This is a genomic window from Deinococcus grandis (assembly GCF_001485435.1).
Classification (GTDB): domain Bacteria; phylum Deinococcota; class Deinococci; order Deinococcales; family Deinococcaceae; genus Deinococcus; species Deinococcus grandis.
This window is the reverse complement of record NZ_BCMS01000001.1, coordinates 1,388,460-1,408,752: the sequence shown is the minus strand read 5'-3', so window position 1 is coordinate 1,408,752 and position 20,293 is coordinate 1,388,460. Positions and strand designations below refer to the sequence as shown.

Sequence of the window (20,293 nt, the reverse complement as noted above, 5' to 3'; positions counted from 1 at the left end):
TGTCCGCTGGACCCGACGATGACTGATCCCCTCCCCCACCCCCTGGCGCTGCCGGGCAAACCCCGCGCGGACCAGGTGACCCGGCAGGTCCGCGCCGACCTGAGCAGCTGGGACTTCCAGCCTCACCTCGTGAGTGTCCTGGCGTCCGGCGACCCGGCCAGCCGCGTGTACGTGGACAGCAAGGCCCGGCAGGCCAAACGCCTGGGCGTGCGCTTCACCGTGCGCGACCTGGGCCCGCAGGCCACCCAGGAGACGCTGCACGCCACGCTGCACGCGCTGTCCAGCGACCCGGACGTGCACGGCATCATGCTGGAACTGCCGCTGGCCGCCCCCCTGGACGCCGACGCCGCGCTGCTGCACCTGACCGCCCGCAAGGACATCGAGGGCCTGAGTCCCGCGAACCTCGCGCTGATCGCCGCCGGGCGCGAGAGCGAGGCGCTGCTGCCCCCCACGCCCCGCTCGATCCGCTTCCTGCTGCGCGAGGCGCTGGGGGACGACCTGCGCGGCGCGCGCGTCGCCGTGATCGGCCCGGGGCGCACGGTGGGCCGCCCGCTGACGTTCATGCTAAACAACCGCGGCGTGACCGTCACGCTGTGCAACGAACACACCCGTGACCTGGGCGGCGTGCTGGCCGCGCAGGACGCCGTGGTGATCGCGGTGGGCCGCGCGGGCCTGCTGCGCGCCGACCATGTCCAGCCGCATCACGTCGTGATCGACGCGGGGATCAACGTCCCCGCGGACGGCAGCGGCGTGGTGGGCGACGCGCAGGCGAACCTGCCGGTCCGCGCCCAGACGCCCGTCCCCGGAGGCGTGGGCCCCCTGACGAGCGCGCTGATGTACCAGAACCTCGTGCGGGCCGTGAAGTTGCAGCGCGGCGAACCGGTCGAGTAACCGCCGAACCCGCAGGGGCACCCGGCGCGTCTGCCCGGGTGCCCCTCCTGCCGGTCACTCTGCCGGGCGCCTTTCCAGCGCGATCTGCACCTCCGTGGGTGTGAATCCCACGCTCTGGTACAGGCGCTGCGCGTGGTACTCGGGGTCGGCCACGATGACCAGCGTGCGCGTCCCGAACTGCTGACGCGCCCACTCGCCCGCATGGTGCACCAGCGTCCCGGCCAGGCCGCGCGAGCGGGCGTCCGGGTGCGTCTCGACGTTCTGGTAGCGGGCCACGCCGTCCCCCGCGTCGAAGATGCCGAGGCCTGACAGCATCTGCCCGTGGTCGTCGAAGGCACCCAGGACCGCGCCGTACCCGGCGTCCTGCGCGGCGCGGTACGCGGCCAGCTTGCGCCGCGCGAATACGCGGTACCCGTCCGGTTCGTGTCCGTGCGGGTCGGCGGCGTTCACGGCCTCGCGCAGGGCCAGGGCGCGGTTCCAGTCGGCGCCCTGCAGCACCCGCAGCCGCGCGTCGCGATTCAGGCGGCGGGGTGCGTGCGTGCGCGGGGCGGTCAGGACCGTGTCGGCCCGCACGTCGTACCCGGCGGCGCGCCACTCGTCGGCCACCGGGCCGCCCAGGGCGGGACCGGGCACGTCCACCCCGAACACGCGGTGCGCGGCCCGCGGGTGCGCGCGCGTGAATGCCGCCTCCCACACCGGGAGGTCGCCGGGCGCGGGCGGCGCGGGCATCAGCAGGAAGTTCCCCCACCAGAACGTGGGGTTCGCGGGCGACCGGACGACCGTGGCGTCCGGGAGGGCCTGCACGAGGCTGCCCTCCTGGCGGCGCAGCGCGACGTCCGTGAAGTAACCGAGGGACCGGGTCATGCCGCCCAGGCTAGCGGGCCGGGTGGCGGGCACGCCTGCGCCGTATGGCGCACCACCCGCCCAAATCAGGGGGTATGGTCGGTCCGGCTGGCGCGGTACTCGGCCAGCGCGCGTTCCTCGGCGGGAATGCGGATGCCGAGCAGCAGCGCGGCGTTCAGCAGCGTGTACGCCAGCGCGGTGCGCCACGCGCCGACCGCCAGCGGGGCCGAGGCGATCTCCAGCGCGACGACGGCGTAGTTGGGGTGCTTCAGGTATCTGAACGGGCCGCCGGTGACGCGCTGCCCACCGGGCACGATCAGGATGCGGGTGTTCCAGTAGCGGCCCAGCGTGCGGATCACCCAGTAGCGCAGCGGCTGCGCCAGGATGAACAGCGCCAGCGCCCAGGGGTTCACGCGACCCCGGCTGGCGCGGCCCTCCAGCAGGGTCAGGAGCATCCAGGTGGGGTGCAGCACGAAGAACAGCGGGTAGTGCGACTGTCCGTACTCCTGCGCGCCGTGTTCGCGCGCCCAGCGTTCGTTCGAGCGGGCGACGCGCAGTTCCAGCAGACGCTGCACGACCAGGAACGCGAACAGCCACACGGCCACGGTGCTGGCCTTCACGGATGGGCGGACCTTCACAGCTCCCCCCGCAGCAGCGTGTCGGCGGCGTCGTCGGCGTCCAGGTCACCCCGCGCGACGCGGGCGTACAGGTCGCGGCCCAGCTCACGGGCGCGGCGCAGCAGGCGTTCCTGCACCAGGGTGCGGACCTCCAGCGCCGCCCTCGCCTCGCGGCGGCGTTGCAGGCCCTCCTCGCCCAGGTGCGTGCGGTGCGCCTCGACGGCCGCCACGACGGCCTCGATGCCGTCGCCCTTCGCGGCGACGGTGCGGCGGATCGGGGCGAACCAGGTGTGCTCGTCGTGCGCGCCGAGGCCCTGCGCGGCCATCAGTTCACGGACGGTGCGGTCCGCGCCGGGCAGGTCGGCCTTGTTCACGGCGATCACGTCCGCGATCTCCATGATCCCGGCCTTGAACGCCTGCACGCCGTCCCCCCCGGCAGGCGTGAGGACCAGCAGGGTGTGGTCGCAGGCGGCGGCGACGTCCACCTCGGACTGCCCGACGCCCACCGTCTCCAGGATCACCCAGTCGAAGCCCGCGCCTTCCATCAGGGCCAGGACGCCCAGGGTGCGTTCGGACAGGCCGCCCAGTGCGCCCCGGCTGGCCAGGGAGCGCACGAACACCCCCTCGTCGGCGTGGTGGCGCAGCATCCGGATGCGGTCCCCGAGGATCGCGCCGCCGCTGTAGGGGCTGCTGGGGTCCACGGCGAGCACCGCGACGCGCTGCCCCCGTGAGCGCAGGAACGCGATCAGGGCGTCGGTCAGGGTGCTCTTGCCGCTGCCGGGACTGCCGGTCACGCCCAGCACGACGGCGCGCGCGCCACGTTCGCGGGCGGCGCGCAGCAGGGGGCGCGCGGCGGGCAACCCAGCCTCGGCCAGGGTCACGGCGCGGGCCAGGGCGCGCAGGTCCCCGGCGCGGTAACGGTCCAGCAGCGGCCCCGGCGGGGGGGCGGAGGGGGCGGTCACGGGCTCCCCCGGTCAGGCGTGGGCAGGTGAGGGTGCATGTGCCTCCACCCTAGCGCACCCGCCCCGCTCCTTCCGGCAGGTCGGGGTCGGGCATTCAGCCGTGCAGGACGCGCAGCACGTCCGCCGCGCCGTAGCCGGGCGTCCAGTCGCGCAGGGCGCCCAGTCCGTCCCCGCTCGTCAGCAGGCCGGGTTCGGTGCGCCCGCCGCGCTGCACCTGGGCGTACCCGGCGTCGGCCATCAGGGCGTTGCACAGGCACTTGCGGCCCGGCGTGTCGGCCGCCGCTCCACCTTTGGATTCGTAAGCCGCGACCGGTTCGGCGGGGCAGCGCCAGCCCACCCGCCCTGAGTCGGTGCGGTAGGCCTCGCGCAGGTAGCCCAGGTCGCACACGCGCTCGCGGGCGGCGTACACCTCCGGCTGCGAGAGGGTGCCGGGCAGCGTGACCACCTTGAACGGGAAGCCGGTGGGCGACGCGAGGGGATCGGTGAACACGTCCAGCGACCCGGCCTGCGCGCGGGTCAGGACGTCGGCTTTCAGGTCGGCCCGCAGCCCGGATTCCTGCGCGAAGGCGAACAGGGTGCCCACCTGAATCCCGGCCGCGCCCGCCGCCAGGGCGTCCCGCAGCGCCCCCGGGGTGCCGCAGCCGCCCGCCAGCCAGAACGGGAGGCCCAGGGCGCGCATGGCGGGCAGGTCCACCTCGTCGCGCTCGCCGTACACGGGCTGCCCCCGGTCGTCCAGCGTCAGCGGGCCGCGCGGGGGCGCGTTGTGCCCGCCCGCCGTCGGTCCCTCCACGATGAAGCCCTGCACCGGCCCGCTGGCCTTGCGCGCCAGCACACCGGCCAGGACGTGCGAGGATACGATCGGGTAGAAGGCCGGGCGGACCAGCGGGTCGGGCCGCAGGTCGAAGTCGGCCGGGTCGAGGGTCAGGGTCAGCCCTTCGCCGCCCCTCACGTCCACCCGCAGGCTGGCGGGCCGCCCGGCGGCGAACGAGTCGAGGATGCCGGGGATGTCGCGGGGAATCCCGGCGCCCATGATCACGGTCCCCACCCCGGCCAGCATCGCGCCGTACAGCGCCGGGAGCGTGTGCAGTTGCAGCTTCGTCAGGAGGTTCAGGCCCACCGGGCGGTCGTGGCCCTCGCGGGCCAGCGTGACCTCGACGAACGCGCCCAGCAGCGTCATCTCCCACGCGTCGCGGTACCGCTCGGCGGTGGGCATGGGCAGGCGGGCGTACGCCTCGCCGGGCGCGCGGCCCTCCGGGCGGAAGTACCGCTCCAGGCAGGCCTGTGCCAGCGCCGGGTTCGGGAAGACTGCCAGTGCGCGGCGCACCTCGCCCCCCGGGTCACCGTCCTGCAGGCGGCGCAGCAGCACCGTGTCGATCCCGGTGCCGGACACCACCCCCAGCCCGCCGTGCAGGCAGACCGTGCGGGCCAGCCGCCAGTCGGACACGGCGATGCCCATGCCGCCCTGAATGACGCGCGGCAGTTCGGGAACATGGGGGCGGGTTTCAGGCTGGTCGGTGGCGGTCGGCTGGTCGGTCATGCGCGGTCTCCCCGCCGCAGCGGCCCCGTGGGCCAGCCCGTCCGGCCCCTCCCCCGCTGCGGCACTCACGCCCCCAGCGTGCGCCCACGCGGCCTGCCCCCCGGCGACCCTGGGACGCCGTGCAGGTTTGCACCGCGTCCCGACCTGACCGGCATACGGGCAGCCAGGACCTTCACAGGGCAGAGGGCCCAGGCGGTGACCCCTGGACCCTCTGACCTTCAGACGGTTGGACCCGTTACGGCGCCTGTCCCAGTACGTCGTCGGCCTCGGTGGCCTCCAGCAGGTTTTCGAGGTGCGCGTCGTCGTTGAAGCCCAGCAGCATGCCGCTGCCCTCGCCCAGCAGGACGCGGGTGATGCTGGTATTGGCGACGCTCAGGCGCGCCCAGGCGTTGGCGGGCACGCCGCCCAGCGCGAGGCCGACAGCGACGCGCACGACGCCGCCGTGCGTGAACACCAGCACGCGCTGTCCCGGGTGGCGCTCGCGCAGGGCGCCGAAGGCCGCGCCGCTGCGGGCGTACAGGTCCTCCATGCTCTCCCCGCCGGGGCGGCGGGTGCTCCAGGGTTCGGTGCTCAGGGCGCCCAGGTAGTCGGGGTAGCGTTCGCGGATCTCGCTGATGACCAGCCCGGACAGTTCGCCGACGTCGATCTCGCGCAGGCCCGGGTCGCGCTGCGCGGGGGGCGCGCCGGTGAGGCGTTCGGCGACGATCTCGGCGGTGCGGGCGGCGCGCGCGAGGTCGCTGGTGTACACCGCGTCGAAGTGCTGCCCGGTCAGGCGTTCGGCGAGGCTGGCCGCCTGGAGGACGCCGATGTGGCTGAGGGGCACGTCGGCCTGGCCCTGGTAGCGGCCGTCGGCGTTCCAGGTGCTCTCGCCGTGCCGGACCACCCAGAATTCGGTGGCGGTGGCGCGGTCGGGCGCGGCGAAGCCGGTGGGGGCGAGTCGCTTCGTCAAACGGCTCCCGTGAACGTGACGCCCTGACCTTCCACCATCTGCCCGATGACCCAGGGCTGCTCCCCGGCCGTCTTCAGGGCGTCCAGCGCGGCCTGTGCCTGTGCGGCGGGGAGAATGAACAGGAAGCCCACGCCCATGTTCAGCGCGCGGAACGCCTCGTGGCGGGCGACCTGGGCGCGCTGCACGATCAGTTCGAAGACGGGCGGGACGGGCCAGCTGGCGGTGTCGATCTGCATGCCGATACCCTGGGGGAACACGCGGGGCGGGTTGTCGATCAGGCCGCCGCCGGTGATGTGCGCCATACCGCGGATGTCGATCCCGGCGCGTTCCAGGGCGTCGAAGGCGTGCAGGTACGCGCGGTGCGGGACCGGCAGGACCTGCGCGAGGGTCTGCCCGTGCAGGTCGTCACGCGCCTCCTGCCAGTCGAGGTCGTCCAGGGCCATGCGGGCCAGCGAGAAGCCGTTGGTGTGCAGGCCGCTGCTGGGCAGCGCGATGACGGTGTCCCCGGCCTGGATGCGGCTGCCGTTGATCAGTTTCGGGCGGTCCACGACGCCCACGATGGTGCCCACGATGTCCAGTTCGCCGTCCACGTACACGCCGGGCATCTCGGCGGTCTCGCCGCCCAGCAGGGCCACACCCAGCGCCTCGCAGGCCTGGGCGGCGCCGGTGACGACCTCGGCGACGCGTTCGGGCAGCAGTTTGCCCATGGCGACGTAATCCAGGAAGAACAGTGGGCGGGCGCCCTGCACCAGGATGTCGTTCACGCAGTGGTTGACGATGTCGCCGCCCAGCCCGCTGAAGGTGCCGCTGCGCACCGCGACCTTCGTCTTGGTGCCCACGCCGTCGGTGCTGGCGACGAGCACCGGGTCGTCCATGTGCCCGAACGCGGCGCGGAACAGGCCGCCGAAACCGCCCAGGCCGCCCAGGACGTTGGGGGTGTGGGTGCGCGCCACGGCGCCTTTCATGAGTTCCACCGCGCGGTGTCCCGCGTCGATGCTGACGCCCGCCCGTTCGTATGCCGACGCCTGGGCGCCCTGGTCTTGCTTGGTCATGAGCCTCCTGCATCCACCGTGCGGTGGACTTCGGGCGTTCAGTTTACCCGAGTCCGCGCGCCGCGCGTCTGCGCCGGATCAGGGCGCGTCCAGCCGCGACGCCCGCCACGACCGCCGAGAGGATCACCATGCCCCACAGCAGCCGCTCGCCGCTCTCGGAGAGCCACACCACGAGCGCCGTGACGGGCAGCGCCCCGGCGGCGGTGGCGAGCATGAACGGCCGGAACCTCATGCGGGCCGCGCCCGCCACGAGGTTCATCACGTCGGCGGACAGGATCGGCATGAGGCGGATCATCAGGACGCCCTGCGTGCCGTGCCGTTCGGTGAACTCGTGGACTTTCAGGCGGGTGCGTTCGCCGACCAGCGTGCGGATCAGCGCGTTGCCGAGCGCGCGGCCCAGCCAGTACCCGGCGGCGGCGCCCAGCAGGGTGCCCAGGTACACGATGAGGAATCCCTCGAAGGGGCCGTAGGCGCGGGCGGTCACGGCGGTCAGCACGAGCGCGGGCAGCACCGGCAGGACCGCCTGCAGGACGAACCCGGCGATCAGCGCCAGCGGGCCCGCCCAGCCCAGCCCGTCCACGAACGCGCGGGTGACGGCCGGGTCGCGGCTGGTCAGGGCCGCGAACGCCGTGCTCAGGAACGCCCGCACGTCCGGCAGCAGGCCCACCCCGATCAGCAGGGCCAGGGCGGCGCCCAGGATCAGCCAGCGCAGGGAACGGGGGGGTTGGCGGGCGGCGGTCATCGGGCCACAGTGTAGGGGCGGCGGGGGTGAGTTTCGCCCCGCGAAAGTTGGAGTGCGTTCACACTCGCGCGGGGCCCGCGAGGGGCACCTGAAGGCCGTCGTGCGCGAACGCCCAGCCCGGCGGCAGCAGGTGGGTGCGGCGCGCGTCCACGCCGTGCGACAGGTGCGTGAGGATCACCTGCCGCGCCGAGCGCGCCCAGGGGAGGGCCAGCGCCTCGCGGACGTCGTACACGCTGCGGCCGCTGTGCGGGGCGTCGCCCTCGTCCTCGAAGGAGGTGCCCAGCGCGAGGAGGTCCAGATCACTCAGCCACGCCTGCGCGGTCGCCGTGGGCACGTCGATGGCGTCGGTGATCACGGCGGCCCGCCAGTCCGGGGCGTCGAGGCGGATGGCGTGGCTCTCGCCGTTCGCGCCGTGCGGCACGCGGAAGAGGCGCAGGGTCAAGTCCCCCACGGTCACGCCCGCCCCGGGGATGGGCTGCACCGGGGACCCGCCCCGGAAGGCGTACGGGAAGCGGTCGGCCAGGGTCGGGACGACCTCCGGCGGGGCGTAGATCCGCAGCTTCCCACCGGCGTACCGCACGTAGTCGAGCAGGTCGCCCAGGCCCAGGATGTGGTCGTTGTGCGCGTGCGTGACCAGCACCACGTCCGGCACCAGCGGCCCGGGCAGGCGGGCCAGCGCGGCGTGGGTGTCCGGGCCGGCGTCGAGAAGCGCGGTGCCCTCGCCACCGCCGAGCAGGGGCACGCGCAGCAGCGTGGCGGTGCGGCCCCTGCGGTTCACGCCACCCGCGCGAGCCTCCTGACACACGGGGCAGGCGCACCAGAAACGCGGCACGCCCTTGCTGTCGCCGGTCCCCAGAAACGTCAGCGAAGCGTGGGTGGTACCGGGGTTCACGCGCGCATCAGGTCGCGGGCGGCGCGGGTCAGGTCGCCGCTGCCCGCCAGACTGCTGCCCACCAGCACGGCATCGGCCAGATCCCGCACGCTGGCGAGGTCCTGCGGGGTGCGGTAGCCGCTCTCGGCGACGAGCACGCCCCCGAACCCCGCGTCGCGCGCGCGGCGGATCAGGCGCGGACTGACCGCCAGGTCGATGTGCAGGGTGGTCAGGTCCCGGTTGTTCACGCCGATGATCGGCGCACCGGCCTCCAGCGCGATGTCCAGTTCACGCTCGTCGTGCACCTCCACCAGGGCGTCCAGGCCCAGGTGGTGCGCCATGTGCAGGTACTCGGCTGTGGCCTCGTGCAGCACGCTGACCATCAGCAGTGCCGCCGACGCGCCCCACTCGGCGGCCTCGCGCAGCATGGCGGGATGCACCACGAAGTCCTTGCGCAGCGCGGGGACCGCGACGCCGCCCGCCACGTCCCGCAGGGCCTGCGCGGTTCCGTCGAAGTGACGGGGTTCGGTCAGGACGCTGATCGCGCGCGCGCCTCCAGCCTCGTAGGCCCGCGCGGCGTCCAGCGGGTCCAGCGGCGCGATGGCGCCCTGGCTGGGGCTGGCGCGCTTGACCTCCGCGATCAGGGACAGACCCGGCTGACGCAGGGCCGTCTCGAAGCGGTGGGTGCGGGCGCGAGTCGCGCCCAGGGCCGGCTCGGCGGCCGCGTAGTCGGCGGCGCGTTCGTGCACGATGCGGCCCAGCACGCCGGGCACACGGTCGAAGTGGAGCGTCACGAGGGCGGTGTCGTCACGGGCTGACATCCGCGTGAGCATAGCGCGGGGTTGGTGAAGTGGGACGCGGGCGTGTTAGCCTGCGGGTCTATGAGTCTCGCCCCCGGCAACGGCCCCGTTCAGATCACCGAGCAGCAGGTTCAGGCCCGCATTCAGGAAATCGCGGCGAAGATCCGCGAGGACTACCGGGGCACCGAACCTCACCTGATCTGCGTCCTGAACGGCGCGTTCATGTTCCACACCGACCTCGTGCGCGCGCTGGACATGCCCTGCACCATCGACTTCCTGCAGGCCAGCTCCTACGGGAACGCCAAGCAGAGCAGCGGCGAGGTGCGGATCGTCAAGGACCTGCAGTTCCCCATCAGCGACCGGCACGTGATCCTCGTGGAGGACATCGTGGACACCGGCATCACCATGAACTACCTGCTGCACTACCTCGAAGGCCGCGGGCCGAAGACCCTGAAGATCGCGGCGCTGCTCAGCAAGCCCAGCCGCCGCAAGGTCGAGATTCCGGTGGAGTACCTGGGCTTCACGATTCCCGACGCGTTCGTGTACGGCTACGGCCTGGACCGCGCGCAGTTCGACCGGAACCTTCCGTTCATCACCAGTCAGGAGTGACCCCGATCTGAGGGGGGGGCGGGCCCTGCGGGCGCCCGCCCCTCTCCTGCTGTGTGCATGAACAAGAGGCACCCCGCTTCCGGAGTGCCTGCCTTCTGGAGAGGAGTGCTTACCAGCGGTCGTTGCGGCGGGCGCCGGCGCCACCGCCGTAATCGCTGACCGGAGCGGCCTTCGTCACGACGATGTTCTTGGCCTGGGGGCCCTTGCCGCGCTGGCCTTCTTCGATTTCGAATTCGACTTCGTCGCCTTCGTTCAGCTTCTTGAAGCCGCTGGCCTGGATCGCGCTGAAGTGCGCGAACACGTCAGGGCTGCCTTCGGTCTGAATGAAGCCGTAGCCTTTTTCCGCGTTGAACCATTTCACTTTGCCTACTGCCATAATGCACTCCTTAGTTTCCAGATGTAGGCGTGGGCGCACGGTGAAGACCCTGTGCGCCCACCCTCGTCAAGTCGTTGTGCGAACTCGGGAAACTATGGGGGCAGTGTAGATTCCGCCCAGAACGCCAAACGTGCGTCGAACTACATTCTAGGCCAGCTGGCGGACTGCCTCTTGATCATGCCGCCAGAGCATGGCTCCGCGCCGTCCTGCACGGCGGCATTGACCGGTCCACCACCCCCCTCCACGGCACGCGATTCTGGACCCGGTTCAGACTGGTCGGCGGCACACCCCGTAGGGTCATGGGATGGACTGGACCGACACCCTGAGCCAGCTGCGCCTGATGACCGGCCCGGTCATCGCTTCCCTGCTGACCGGCCTCATCGGCTGGGAACGGCAGGCCCACCGCGCCGGGGCCGGCCTGCGCACCCACATGCTGGTCGGCATCAGCGCCGCCGTGTTCGTCGTCCTGGCCGAGGCACTGATCCGGCAGTTCGGTTCGGACAATCCGGCGGTGCGCTTCGACCTGATCGGGCTGCTGGCCGCCGTGGTCAGCGGCGTGAGCTTCCTGGGCGCGGGCACGATCTTCTCCGGCGGCCAGGACGGCCAGACCCGCGGCCTGACCACCGCCGCCAGCCTGCTCGCCAGCGCGGGCGTCGGCGTCGCCTGCGGACTGCATCTGTACGTGTTCGCGCTGGGCATCACGCTGCTGTTCCTGTTCGTCCTGCGGCCCCTGCACCGACTGGAGACCGGACGCCGCGACGGGGAAACCTGAGCGCCACGCGGCCCGTACCCGGCAGGGATGATTCGTCTCCCCCACCCGGATTCAGACTGGGCCGACTGCCCCCGCTGCCGTCACCATCTGCTGCGCTGGCGGGCCTACCGCCCGTCGCAGGAAAGGCCCTGGATCGACTGGGACGAGTCGCGCTGGCTGGTCCCCGTTCCGCTGGTGGGCCTGGGCCTGACGCTGCTGCTCGTGACGCAGGTGCCGCTGCTGCTGACCGTGCTGGGCGGGAGCCGGGGGCGGCTGCTGGTATTGACCGTCGGTGGCCTGGGGTTCCTGTGGGCGGCGGGCGTCGCGGCGGCGCGGCACCGGTGGAGGCTGAACCGGCGCCGCGTGTTGATGGAGAACCTGAGACCTGACGACTGGGTGTGTCCGTCGTGCCTGCACAGCGTGTCGGCGTGACCCCCGCGCCGCCTGCCTGAACAGATGTGGGAAACAGATGACCGGGGGGGCTGGTCAGATCGTCAGGATTGTATACAATATCCACGATGACCTCCTTCGAGCGCCCCACCCTGGTCCGCGACGGCGTGTACGACCACCTGCGCCGCGCCGTGCTGGACGGCGACCTCGCCCCCGGCGAACGCCTGGGCGAGGTGGAACTCGGCGCACAACTCGGCGTGTCCCGCACGCCCATCCGCGAGGCCCTGATGCGCCTCACGCAGGACGGCCTCCTGATCGCCGAGGCGAACAAGGGCGTGCGCGTCCGCACCCTGAGTGCCGCCGAGGCCCGCGACACCTACGTCGTCCGCGAGGAACTCGACGGCCTGGCCGCTGCCCTCGCCGCGCAGCACCACACGCCCACCGACGCCGCCGCCCTGCGCGCCGCCCTGGCGGACCTGCACGCCGCGCCCGGCAGCGACTACCGCGCCCAGACCCGACTGGACCTCGCGTTCCACCGCGCCATCACGCACGCCGCGCACAACGCCGCCCTGAACGACCTGAACCGCGACCTCGAACAACGCGTCGCCCTGATCAAGCACCAGACCCGAACGTACAACGCCCACCCGCAGACCGACGCCCAGCACGCCGCCCTGCTCGACGCGATTCTCGCCCGTGACCACGACGCCGCGCGGGACGCCGCCCGCACGCACGTCCGCACCTTCGCCGCCCTCGTCCTGAACGACCTTCAACCCAGGAGCACCCCATGATCGACCAGATGTACCGCAAAGCCGTCCTGACCGTCGCCGGTCAGAAAACCATCGAGAACGCCGTCCGCGCCCGCGGCTGGGGCATGGCCCAGCGCTTCGTCGCCGGGGAAACCCCCCAGACCGCCATCCAGGCCGTGCACGACCTGAAAAAAGACGGTATCATGGCGAACCTCGACCTGCTGGGTGAATTCATCGAGAGCCCCGCGCAGTGCACGCAGTTCGCCGACAACGTCATCACCATGCTGGACGCCGCACACGCCGACGGCATCACGCCCTACGTCAGCATCAAGCTGTCCAGCGTCGGCCAGGGCAAAACCGTGGACGGCGAGGACCTGGGCCTCACGAACGCCCGCCGCATCATCCGCCGCGCCAAGGAGTACGGCGGCTTCGTGTGCCTCGACATGGAAGACCACCCCCGCGTCGACCAGACCCTCGCGCAGTTCCGCACCCTGCACAGCGAATTCGGCGGGCAGCACGTCGGCACCGTCCTCCAGAGCTACCTCTACCGCACCGAGAAAGACCGCGCCAGCCTGGACGACCTGAACCCCAACCTCCGCATCGTGAAGGGCGCGTACCTGGAACCCGAAACGGTCGCGTACCCGCAGAAAGCCGACGTGGACGCCGCCTACCGCCGCCTCGTGTACGCCCACATGCAGGCCGGGAACTACGTGAACGTCGCCACGCACGACGAAAGCATCATCCACGACGTGCAGATGTACGCCCTCGCGCACGGCGTCAGCAAGGACGCCTTCGAATTCCAGATGCTGTACGGCATCCGCCGCGACCTGCAACGCAACCTCGCCGCCGCCGGATACCGCGTCCGCGCGTACATCCCCTACGGCCGCGACTGGTACCCCTACTTCAGCCGCCGCATCGCCGAGACGCCCCGCAACGCCATGTTCGTCCTGCGCGGCATGCTCAAGGGCTGAACGAACGCGATGAACCCGCTGGGGTACATCAACCTCTTCTGGCTGCACGAGGTCCTGAATTCGGCCGTTCATGTCTCAGACGACTGGTACCGCCAGACCTGCCCCGAGAAGGTGGACTTCGAGATGGACAGCTACGTGCTGGCCCCGTACACCGGCAATGCGCACAGCCTCCAGCCGTTTCTGGCCCATGGACTCAGACCCGTCTTCGACTCGCTGAACGACTTCCAGAAGGTTCTCGTCCTCGACTGCCTTGCGCTTCTGCTCGCCAGAGATGAGCCTTCGCTGTGGGAGAAAGTCAACTTCTTCGACACCGTCATGAGCAACCGGATCGTGCTGGCCGAAGAGCCAGAGCCATTGTTCAGAGCGTACTTCGACGTCCTCAGCGCGGGGACTGAACCGGAACTCGCCACCTACCGGGACATTTCAGCTCCCGTATTCAACCCAGCCGACCACATACAGCTCTATCAATTCTGTTAAGGAGACCCACCATGATCAAAGTTCAGGAGTACCGCCCGCAGAGCTTCATCGATTTCACGAAGGAAGAGAACGTCAAGGCCTATCAGGACGCGCTGAAGAAGGTGCGTGCGGAACTGGTCGGGAAGCACTACCCGATGGTCATCAACGGTGAGCGGGTGGACACGGCGGAGAAGCTGACCAGCCTGAACCCCTGCGACACGAATGAAGTGGTGGGCACGACCGCGAAGGCGACCATCGAGGATGCCGAGCGGGCCCTGCAGGGCGCGTGGACGGCGTTCGAGAGCTGGAAGAAGTGGGACATGGACGCCCGCGCGCGCGTGCTGCTGAAAGCGGCCGCGATCCTGAAGCGCCGCCGCCTGGAAGCGTGCGCGCTGATGAGCATCGAGGTCGGCAAGAACTACGCCGAGGCCGACGTGGAGGTGGCGGAGGCGATCGACTTCCTGGAGTACTACGCGCGCAGCGCCATGAAGTATTCGGGTTTCGGGAGCAGTGAGACGACGTGGTTCGAGGGCGAGGAGAACGGCCTGATGAGCATCCCGCTGGGCGTGGGCGTGAGCATCAGCCCGTGGAACTTCCCGTGCGCGATCTTCATCGGGATGGCCGCCGCGCCGATCGTGGTGGGGAACTGCGTCCTGGTGAAGCCCGCCGAGGACGCGGGGTTGATCGCGGGGTTCATGGTGGACATCATGCTGGAGGCCGGGCTGCCCGCCGGGGTGCTGCAGTTCCTGCCGGGCGTGGGCAAGGAGATCGGGGAGTACCTGACGACGCACGCGAAGACGCGCTTCATCACGTTCACGGGGAGCCGCGCGGTGGGCCTGCACATCAACGAGGTGGCGGCGAAGGTGCAGCCCGGCCAGAAGTGGATCAAACGCGTGATCATGGAGCTGGGCGGCAAGGACGGCATGATCGTGGACGAGACGGCCGATCTGGACGTGGCGGTGACGGCGGCGGTGCAGGGCGCGTTCGGGTTCAACGGGCAGAAGTGCAGCGCCATGAGCCGCCTGATCGTGGTGGACAGCGTGTACGACGACGTGGTAAATGCCTTCGTGGAGCGCGCCGGGGCCCTGAAGGTCGGGACGGGCGAGGAGAACGCGAACGTCACGGCGGTCGTGAACCAGATGAGCTTCGACAAGATCAAAGGGTACCTGGAGATCGCCCCGAATGAGGGCAAGGTGCTGCTGGGCGGCGCGGCGACCGGCGAGGCGAACGGGAAGCAGGGGTACTACGTGCAGCCGACCATCGTGGGCGACGTGAAGCGCGAGTCGCGTCTGGCGCAGGAGGAGATCTTCGGGCCGGTCGTATCGGTCATCCGCGCGCGGGACTGGCAGGACGCGCTGGAGATCGCGAACAGCACCGAGTACGGCCTGACGGGCGGCGTGTGCAGTGCCAGCCGGGAGCGTCTGGAACAGGCCCGCGCGGAGTTCCAGGTCGGGAACCTGTACTTCAACCGCAAGATCACGGGCGCGATCGTGGGCGTGCAGCCCTTCGGTGGGTACAACATGAGCGGCACGGACAGCAAGGCGGGGGGCCCGGATTACCTGGCGAACTTCATGCAGCTCAAGACCGTCACCGAACGCTGGTAAACCAGCACCGACTACCCGAATGGGGGGCGTCCGGCTTTGGCTGGGTGCCCTTTTCTGCTGGCAGTCAACCAGACACAGGGTAGACAGGCGCCATTCAGAACAATCAGGTCATTTCCGTTTGAAAATAAAATGACCGGCCTTGTTAGCGCATGCCAAGTCTTGATCGCAAACTGACTGAAGAATGAGAAACATAACTCTACCCCAGGACCGCCGGGCGGGGTGCCTCAAATGAAGCGGCGGATGCCGCCCGAGACACCATTCAGGCCCTGTCACACGATAAATATCCGGCATTCTGAACCCACTCCAGAGCAACCTAGACATGCGGTTCATTGTGATCCCACCGGGCACTAACATCCCCCTCAACTTCAACACACCGAGCGACGCTCACTGCCCGCCCTGACGCAGCCCCCGGCCGCGCCAGACCGCCGTTCCCACCCGCGTTCGGCTACGAGCCGGAAGCCCGTCTTCCGCCGCACATTGGAGATCCCATGAAGCACACCCGTTCCATCCTGGCCGCCACCCTCGCCCTGAGCCTCGCCGCCTGCAGCCAGCAGACGGCCACCCCGGTCGCCACCGCTCCCGAGGCGAGCGCACCCGCCGCTGCCGACGCCATTCCCGGCGCGTACCTGGTGGGCTTCAAGCAGGGCAACCTCAGCAGCCAGAGCCTGACCGACCAGGCCGCCGTGCAGGCCCAGGCCATCGCCGCAGCGGGCGGGATCATGACCAGCCAGTGGGTGGACATCAGCGCCGCCGCCGTGAAACTCGACGCCGCCGCACTGGCCAAACTGAAGGCCAACCCCAGCGTCGAATACATCGAACCCGACTACGTGCGTCACGCCATGGGCTTCAAGAGCGGCGTCAAGGACAGCGCCGCCAAGGCCAGCCTGAGCAGCCAGAACCTCAGCGCGCAGGCCCTGTACGCCCCCAGCGGCGAGTTCACCTGGGGTGACAACGCCCTGCGCGTCCAGAACCTGCGCGCCGCCGGCTACACCGGCACGGGCGTCGCCGTGTGCGTCGGCGACACCGGCATCGACGGCAACCACCCCGAATTCGCGCGCAAGCTCAAGGGCTTCAAGAACTTCGTCACCACCGAAGCCAACCGCAACGACCCCTACGCCCTGAACGACCTGTCGCACCACGGCACGCACGTGTCCGGCACGATCTTCGCGCAGCTCGGCGCGGGCACCGGCGCAGCCGGCCTGCAGGACGGCATGGACGCCAACGGCGTGGTCGGCGTCGCCACCGGCGTGAACCTGTACATGGCCCGCGTGCTGGGCGACACCGGCTCCGGCAGCAGCAGCGGCATCATCAACGGCGTGAACTGGTGCGCCGCGCAGCTCAAGAGCCAGGGCGGCACCGAGAACAAGGTCGTCATCAGCCTCTCCCTGGGCGGCGGCAGCAAGAGCCAGACCGAGCAGCGCGCCTACACCAGCGTCTGGAACAAGGGCGCCCTGACCATCGCCGCGACCGGCAACGACGGCGCCGCCGTCTCCTACCCCGCCGCGTACACCGAAGTGGTCGGCATCGGCGCGGTGGACAGCAACCTCGCCAAGGCGGACTTCAGCAACTTCGGCACGCAGGTCGATCTGGTCGGCCCCGGCGTGGACGTGATCAGCAGCGTGCCGCTGGGCCAGGGCACCCGCGCCAGCGCCTCCGGCGGCGGCGTGACCTTCACGCAGGTGCAGGCCGCCGACCTGACCGGCAAGGGCAGCTTCACCGGCACCATCGTCGCGGCGGGCGGCACGAACAACGAGTTCTGCGGCACCACGACCCGCAACAGCGCCCTGGCCGGGAACATCGCCCTGATCGCCCGCGGCACCTGCTCCTTCGAGGAGAAGACCGCCAACGCCGTCGCCAGCGGCGCCAAGGCCGTCATGATCTACAACAACGCCGCGGGCGCCCTGGGCATGACCCTCACCAACAGCTACGCCGTGCCCGTCGTCGGCATCCTCCAGGCGGACGGCCAGGCCCTGCTGACCAAGCTGCCCACCACCGGCACCGCCACTGTCACCGGCGCCGACTACGAGTCCTACAACGGCACCAGCATGGCCACCCCCCACGTCAGCGCCGCCGCCGCGGTCGTCTGGGCCGCCAAGCCCACCCTGACGAACACCCAGCTGCTCAGCCTGCTGACCAGCACCGCCAAGGACCTCGGCACCGCCGGGAAGGACAACAACTTCGGGTACGGTCTGGTCGACCCCCTGAAAGCCATCACCGGCCAGTAATACGGATTCCGTTTGTTCCGCTGACAATCCGGAACTTCACCGGATTGCCAGCTCCACGTCCGGAACCCGCTTTGCTCCTTCTCGCATCCGCTCGGGTTGAAAGTTTTTGCAAACCTTTCAACCGGAGTCCGTATAACCCACCCGCGCACCCGGCACCCCTTCCACACGGAGGGGGTGCTGTTCGTTAGCCTGAGCCCATGCACCGCGCGGTCCTCCTGCTTCCCCTGCTGCTGTCCGGCACTCCAGATGCCGCGCCCGCGCAGCTGTTCCTGCCGGGCACCCTGACCGTCACGCAGCCCCGCGTCACCCTGCGCGTGAAGGGCCTGGAATCGCCGGGCCGCTCGCTCAGGACCGGGCTGTGTCAGGTCAGGTACACCGTCTTCGACCGGCAGGGCCGCGCCCTCCTCGGGTACCCGAATCGCGGGACCCTGTGCGCCGAGGTGGGTCTGGGCGTGAACACCGCGCGGGGCGTGTGGGGGGCGTTCACGCTCGACCTCTCCCCCGTCCGCGCCGCGCGGCTGCCCGCCGGGACGTACCTCATGACGGCGCACGTTCAGGCGCAGGACGGCGACACGCGGGTGACTCTCGTGTCGAACACCGCGACGCTGCGGGTGCCCTGACTCCTACCAGCCCGATTCGCGCAGCAGTCGGTCGACGATCTGCACGCCGCCCAGGATGGCGGGGATGCCGCCGCCGGGGTGGACGCCGGTGCCGACCTGCCACAGCCCGTTCTTCAGGCGGTATGGCTGGGGGTGCAGAGGCCCGCCGCGCCAAGCGGGGAGGCCGGGGCCGTACAGGGCGCCGCCGGGGTGCCCGCCCTGCGCGTAGTGGTCGGGGGCGAGCGTGGTGACGTCCAGCGCGTCCCGCAGCAGGTCGGGGACTTGCAGGGTCTCCTCGGTCCGCCGGAGTTGCGTCTGCACCCAGGGGTGGTCCAGGGTCAGGGCCTCGCCGGTGGCGGGCGTGGCGAGCAGGATGCTCAGCTGCCGCCCGTGCGCGTGCACCAGGGTGAGGGTGTCCGGGGGCAACGCGCCGCGCCGGACGTGCGCGTGGAACGCCGCGAAGCTGGTGGGCGGCAGGACACTCGTGGCGGGGAGTGGGGCGGGTCGGGGCAGGACGGCGTACACGCCAGCGCCGCTGACGGTGCGCCGCCCTAAGGGTGAGGGGGTGGGGCGGCCCCGCAGCGCGGCCAGCCGGTGCGGGTCGAGGGCACTGACGATCAGGTCGTGCCGCGCCACCTCACCACCCGCGAGGGTGAGGGTCTGCCCGTCCAGCCGCGTGATCGGGGTGTGCTCGCGCAGTTGCACGCCGCGCGCCTGTCCGAAGGTCAGCAGGGCGTCCAGCAGCGCCCCCATGCCGTCCGCCGGGCGGAACACGTCTGCGCCGACCAGCGCCGGGATCAGGGCGTACAGCGGCGGCGCGACTCCTGGGGCCAGTCCGGCGTTCAGGGCGTGCGTGGCGAGCGCGTGGGTCAGCGCGGGCGGGAGCCGCTGCTCGGCCAGCCAGCCCTGCGCGGTCAGGTGCGGGCCCTGCACGCGCAGCAGCGCGGCGGCCGCCTGCCGGAAGTGCGGGTCGCGCAGGCGCGGCGGGGTGGTCAGCAGCACGCCCAGGAACGGCGCGAGCGGCGCGGCGGCCCGCAGGTACCGCTGCCAGTGCGGGTGCAGCGGATGGCCGGGCGGCACCGGGAGCGGCCCCGGACCGTGCGGGGTGTGGTGCACGCCCAGCCCGCCGGGCAGCGGGCGCAGGTGCAGGGGGTCGGGTTCGTTCAGGCCGCGCAGGTACGCGCGCCACACCTGCGGGAACGTGAACAGGCTAGGGCCGGTGTCCACCGACTCACCGGCCAGGGTCAGGTGGCGCAGCTTCCCACCGGCCTGATCGCGGTCGTACACGGTGACCGCGTACCCCCGGTGCGCGAGGCGGGCGGCGAGGGCCAGTCCGGCGATCCCGCCTCCCAGGATGCCGACCGTTCGGGTGCCGACGCGGCGGGTCACGTCAGAATCCGGTCCACTGGCCGCGCGCCAGCAGGGCCACGAGTTGCACCCCGGCGACCGCGCCGACGATCCAGGGGGTGACGATGCTCAGGGGGTACAGGCGCGCGGCCTGTTCGGGGGTGGGGCGCAGCAGGAGGCGCAGGGCCATGCCGCCGCAGGTGAGGAGCAGCGCCAGCGCGGTCAGTTTCGACGCGGGCAGCAGCAGCGCCGAGGCGAGGACGAACCACGTCAGGGCGTAGGCGGCCGTGCCGCGCGCGCCGAGGGTGGTGGCGACCGTGCGGGTTCCGGCGGCGCGGTCGGCGGGGATGTCCTGCGCGGCGTCGAAGGCGTGCTTCCCGACCGAGTAGCTCATGAGGGCCAGCAGCGGCCACCACGGCACCGGGCTGCCGAGGGCCAGGGCGGGCAGCGCGAGCGGCAGGGCGTACGCGACGTTGCTCAGGCCGTCCAGGAACGGGCGGGCTTTCAGGCGCAGCGGGGGGAGACTGTAAGCGGCGAACAGCAGCGCGGACGTCAGCAGCAGCAGCGTGGCGGGGGGTGGCAGCAGCACGCTCAGCCCGGCCAGGGCGGGGAGATTCCACCACAGGGTGGCGCGCAGCAGCGGCGCGGCCTCCTGCGCCCGGAGCCGCGCGCCCTGCCAGCCGCCCTTGCGGGAGGAGCGGGCGTCTTCTTCCTGGTCCCACAGGTCGTTCAGGCCGTAGATCAGGAGGTTGAACGGCAGGGTCAGGTACGCCAGCAGCGCCAGCACCCCGGCGTCCAGGGTGTACAGACGGCCCGTGAGCCACACGCCGGTCACCAGGGTGCCCACGGTGTTCACCCATAGCGCCGGGCGGGACACGATCAGCGCGCGCCGCAGCGGGAAGCGGGCGGGCGTCAGGGTGGGGGCGGCGCGGTCGGTCGGCATGACGGCAACCTC

General features: G+C 71.2%; 22 protein-coding genes. 10 read left to right on the top strand and 12 right to left on the bottom strand.

Going from position 1 to position 20,293, the window contains the following annotated elements; all coding sequences use genetic code 11:
• Positions 1 to 18 precede the first annotated feature (18 nt).
• The gene (locus DEIGR_RS06990; protein WP_058976319.1) at positions 19 to 891 is read left to right on the top strand and encodes a bifunctional 5,10-methylenetetrahydrofolate dehydrogenase/5,10-methenyltetrahydrofolate cyclohydrolase; all 873 of its coding nucleotides are present in this window, start codon (positions 19 to 21) and stop codon (positions 889 to 891) included.
• A 54-nt stretch (positions 892 to 945) separates the two neighbouring features.
• Here DEIGR_RS06990 and DEIGR_RS06985 read toward each other — a convergent pair whose 3' ends face one another.
• The 9 genes from DEIGR_RS06985 to trpC form a co-directional block, all read right to left on the bottom strand.
• On the bottom strand, positions 946 to 1,755 hold the full coding sequence (locus tag DEIGR_RS06985; protein WP_058976318.1) for a GNAT family N-acetyltransferase: 810 nt from the start codon (positions 1,753 to 1,755) through the stop codon (positions 946 to 948).
• A gap of 65 nt (positions 1,756 to 1,820) precedes the next feature.
• Entirely contained in the window at positions 1,821 to 2,354 is a 534-nt protein-coding gene (locus DEIGR_RS06980; protein ID WP_058978581.1) for an isoprenylcysteine carboxyl methyltransferase family protein, read from the bottom strand.
• Between the two features lie 14 nt (positions 2,355 to 2,368).
• On the bottom strand, positions 2,369 to 3,313 hold the full coding sequence (meaB, locus tag DEIGR_RS06975; protein ID WP_058976317.1) for a methylmalonyl Co-A mutase-associated GTPase MeaB: 945 nt from the start codon (positions 3,311 to 3,313) through the stop codon (positions 2,369 to 2,371).
• Positions 3,314 to 3,407: 94 nt separating this feature from the next.
• Positions 3,408 to 4,850, bottom strand: a complete 1,443-nt coding sequence (locus DEIGR_RS06970) for a nitronate monooxygenase (protein ID WP_083523956.1) — start codon at positions 4,848 to 4,850, stop codon at positions 3,408 to 3,410.
• A gap of 235 nt (positions 4,851 to 5,085) precedes the next feature.
• On the bottom strand, positions 5,086 to 5,799 hold the full coding sequence (locus tag DEIGR_RS06965; RefSeq protein WP_058976316.1) for a histidine phosphatase family protein: 714 nt from the start codon (positions 5,797 to 5,799) through the stop codon (positions 5,086 to 5,088).
• Positions 5,796 to 6,851, bottom strand: a complete 1,056-nt coding sequence (gene purM, locus DEIGR_RS06960) for a phosphoribosylformylglycinamidine cyclo-ligase (protein ID WP_058976315.1) — start codon at positions 6,849 to 6,851, stop codon at positions 5,796 to 5,798. Before purM ends, DEIGR_RS06965 begins: the two co-directional genes overlap by 4 nt.
• Before the next feature lie 43 nt (positions 6,852 to 6,894).
• Positions 6,895 to 7,593 (bottom strand): TVP38/TMEM64 family protein, encoded by a 699-nt coding sequence (locus tag DEIGR_RS06955; RefSeq protein WP_058976314.1) that lies wholly within the window; start codon positions 7,591 to 7,593, stop codon positions 6,895 to 6,897.
• 58 nt (positions 7,594 to 7,651) lie between these two features.
• The gene (locus DEIGR_RS06950) at positions 7,652 to 8,371 is read right to left on the bottom strand and encodes an MBL fold metallo-hydrolase (protein ID WP_236704683.1); all 720 of its coding nucleotides are present in this window, start codon (positions 8,369 to 8,371) and stop codon (positions 7,652 to 7,654) included.
• Positions 8,372 to 8,481: 110 nt separating this feature from the next.
• Positions 8,482 to 9,285, bottom strand: coding sequence for an indole-3-glycerol phosphate synthase TrpC (gene trpC / locus DEIGR_RS06945; protein WP_058976312.1), 804 nt, complete (start codon positions 9,283 to 9,285; stop codon positions 8,482 to 8,484).
• A gap of 60 nt (positions 9,286 to 9,345) precedes the next feature.
• Here trpC and hpt point away from each other — a divergent pair, with 60 nt between their 5' ends.
• Positions 9,346 to 9,873 carry a hypoxanthine phosphoribosyltransferase gene (gene hpt, locus DEIGR_RS06940; protein ID WP_046842689.1) on the top strand — a complete coding sequence of 176 codons (528 nt, stop codon included), beginning with the start codon at positions 9,346 to 9,348 and terminating at the stop codon, positions 9,871 to 9,873.
• Positions 9,874 to 9,982: 109 nt separating this feature from the next.
• Here the strand turns inward: hpt and DEIGR_RS06935 are convergent, their stop codons facing one another.
• The gene (locus DEIGR_RS06935; protein WP_046842690.1) at positions 9,983 to 10,249 is read right to left on the bottom strand and encodes a cold-shock protein; all 267 of its coding nucleotides are present in this window, start codon (positions 10,247 to 10,249) and stop codon (positions 9,983 to 9,985) included.
• A gap of 304 nt (positions 10,250 to 10,553) precedes the next feature.
• On the opposite strand from DEIGR_RS06935, the gene DEIGR_RS06930 reads away from it, so the two are divergent.
• The 8 genes from DEIGR_RS06930 (at position 10,554) to DEIGR_RS06895 (ending at position 18,012) form a co-directional block, all read left to right on the top strand.
• Positions 10,554 to 11,021 (top strand): MgtC/SapB family protein, encoded by a 468-nt coding sequence (locus DEIGR_RS06930; protein WP_058976311.1) that lies wholly within the window; start codon positions 10,554 to 10,556, stop codon positions 11,019 to 11,021.
• Between the two features lie 27 nt (positions 11,022 to 11,048).
• A complete protein-coding gene (locus tag DEIGR_RS20330) occupies positions 11,049 to 11,432 on the top strand; it encodes a hypothetical protein (RefSeq protein WP_153013663.1) in 384 nt (127 codons plus the stop codon).
• An 86-nt stretch (positions 11,433 to 11,518) separates the two neighbouring features.
• Positions 11,519 to 12,178: a GntR family transcriptional regulator gene (locus DEIGR_RS06920; RefSeq protein WP_058976309.1), complete on the top strand. Its 660-nt coding sequence runs from the start codon at positions 11,519 to 11,521 to the stop codon at positions 12,176 to 12,178.
• Positions 12,175 to 13,107, top strand: a complete 933-nt coding sequence (locus tag DEIGR_RS06915) for a proline dehydrogenase family protein (protein ID WP_058976308.1) — start codon at positions 12,175 to 12,177, stop codon at positions 13,105 to 13,107. Before DEIGR_RS06920 ends, DEIGR_RS06915 begins: the two co-directional genes overlap by 4 nt.
• Positions 13,108 to 13,116: 9 nt before the next feature.
• Entirely contained in the window at positions 13,117 to 13,584 is a 468-nt protein-coding gene (locus DEIGR_RS06910; protein WP_058976307.1) for a hypothetical protein, read from the top strand.
• Between the two features lie 11 nt (positions 13,585 to 13,595).
• Positions 13,596 to 15,167: an L-glutamate gamma-semialdehyde dehydrogenase gene (pruA, locus tag DEIGR_RS06905; protein ID WP_058976306.1), complete on the top strand. Its 1,572-nt coding sequence runs from the start codon at positions 13,596 to 13,598 to the stop codon at positions 15,165 to 15,167.
• Positions 15,168 to 15,655: 488 nt separating this feature from the next.
• Positions 15,656 to 17,392 carry a S8 family serine peptidase gene (locus DEIGR_RS06900; protein WP_058976305.1) on the top strand — a complete coding sequence of 579 codons (1,737 nt, stop codon included), beginning with the start codon at positions 15,656 to 15,658 and terminating at the stop codon, positions 17,390 to 17,392.
• A gap of 197 nt (positions 17,393 to 17,589) precedes the next feature.
• On the top strand, positions 17,590 to 18,012 hold the full coding sequence (locus DEIGR_RS06895; RefSeq protein WP_058976304.1) for a hypothetical protein: 423 nt from the start codon (positions 17,590 to 17,592) through the stop codon (positions 18,010 to 18,012).
• 3 nt (positions 18,013 to 18,015) lie between these two features.
• Here DEIGR_RS06895 and DEIGR_RS06890 read toward each other — a convergent pair whose 3' ends face one another.
• Both DEIGR_RS06890 and DEIGR_RS06885 read right to left on the bottom strand, forming a co-directional pair.
• Positions 18,016 to 19,380: a phytoene desaturase family protein gene (locus tag DEIGR_RS06890; RefSeq protein WP_058976303.1), complete on the bottom strand. Its 1,365-nt coding sequence runs from the start codon at positions 19,378 to 19,380 to the stop codon at positions 18,016 to 18,018.
• Between the two features lies 1 nt (position 19,381).
• Positions 19,382 to 20,281, bottom strand: a complete 900-nt coding sequence (locus DEIGR_RS06885) for a UbiA family prenyltransferase (protein WP_058976302.1) — start codon at positions 20,279 to 20,281, stop codon at positions 19,382 to 19,384.
• Positions 20,282 to 20,293 lie beyond the last annotated feature (12 nt).

Bases quoted from the DNA above. Each gene is read 5' to 3' on its own strand.
- DEIGR_RS06990 (WP_058976319.1), top strand. From the start codon at position 19: ATGACTGATCCCCTCCCCCACCCCCTGGCGCTGCCGGGCAAACCCCGC.
- DEIGR_RS06985 (WP_058976318.1), bottom strand. From the start codon at position 1,755: ATGACCCGGTCCCTCGGTTACTTCACGGACGTCGCGCTGCGCCGCCAG.
- DEIGR_RS06970 (WP_083523956.1), bottom strand. From the start codon at position 4,850: ATGACCGACCAGCCGACCGCCACCGACCAGCCTGAAACCCGCCCCCAT.
- purM (WP_058976315.1), bottom strand. From the start codon at position 6,851: ATGACCAAGCAAGACCAGGGCGCCCAGGCGTCGGCATACGAACGGGCG.
- DEIGR_RS06955 (WP_058976314.1), bottom strand. From the start codon at position 7,593: ATGACCGCCGCCCGCCAACCCCCCCGTTCCCTGCGCTGGCTGATCCTG.
- trpC (WP_058976312.1), bottom strand. From the start codon at position 9,285: ATGTCAGCCCGTGACGACACCGCCCTCGTGACGCTCCACTTCGACCGT.
- hpt (WP_046842689.1), top strand. From the start codon at position 9,346: ATGAGTCTCGCCCCCGGCAACGGCCCCGTTCAGATCACCGAGCAGCAG.
- DEIGR_RS06935 (WP_046842690.1), bottom strand. From the start codon at position 10,249: ATGGCAGTAGGCAAAGTGAAATGGTTCAACGCGGAAAAAGGCTACGGC.
- DEIGR_RS06930 (WP_058976311.1), top strand. From the start codon at position 10,554: ATGGACTGGACCGACACCCTGAGCCAGCTGCGCCTGATGACCGGCCCG.
- DEIGR_RS20330 (WP_153013663.1), top strand. From the start codon at position 11,049: ATGATTCGTCTCCCCCACCCGGATTCAGACTGGGCCGACTGCCCCCGC.
- DEIGR_RS06920 (WP_058976309.1), top strand. From the start codon at position 11,519: ATGACCTCCTTCGAGCGCCCCACCCTGGTCCGCGACGGCGTGTACGAC.
- DEIGR_RS06915 (WP_058976308.1), top strand. From the start codon at position 12,175: ATGATCGACCAGATGTACCGCAAAGCCGTCCTGACCGTCGCCGGTCAG.
- DEIGR_RS06910 (WP_058976307.1), top strand. From the start codon at position 13,117: ATGAACCCGCTGGGGTACATCAACCTCTTCTGGCTGCACGAGGTCCTG.
- pruA (WP_058976306.1), top strand. From the start codon at position 13,596: ATGATCAAAGTTCAGGAGTACCGCCCGCAGAGCTTCATCGATTTCACG.
- DEIGR_RS06900 (WP_058976305.1), top strand. From the start codon at position 15,656: ATGAAGCACACCCGTTCCATCCTGGCCGCCACCCTCGCCCTGAGCCTC.
- DEIGR_RS06895 (WP_058976304.1), top strand. From the start codon at position 17,590: ATGCACCGCGCGGTCCTCCTGCTTCCCCTGCTGCTGTCCGGCACTCCA.
- DEIGR_RS06885 (WP_058976302.1), bottom strand. From the start codon at position 20,281: ATGCCGACCGACCGCGCCGCCCCCACCCTGACGCCCGCCCGCTTCCCG.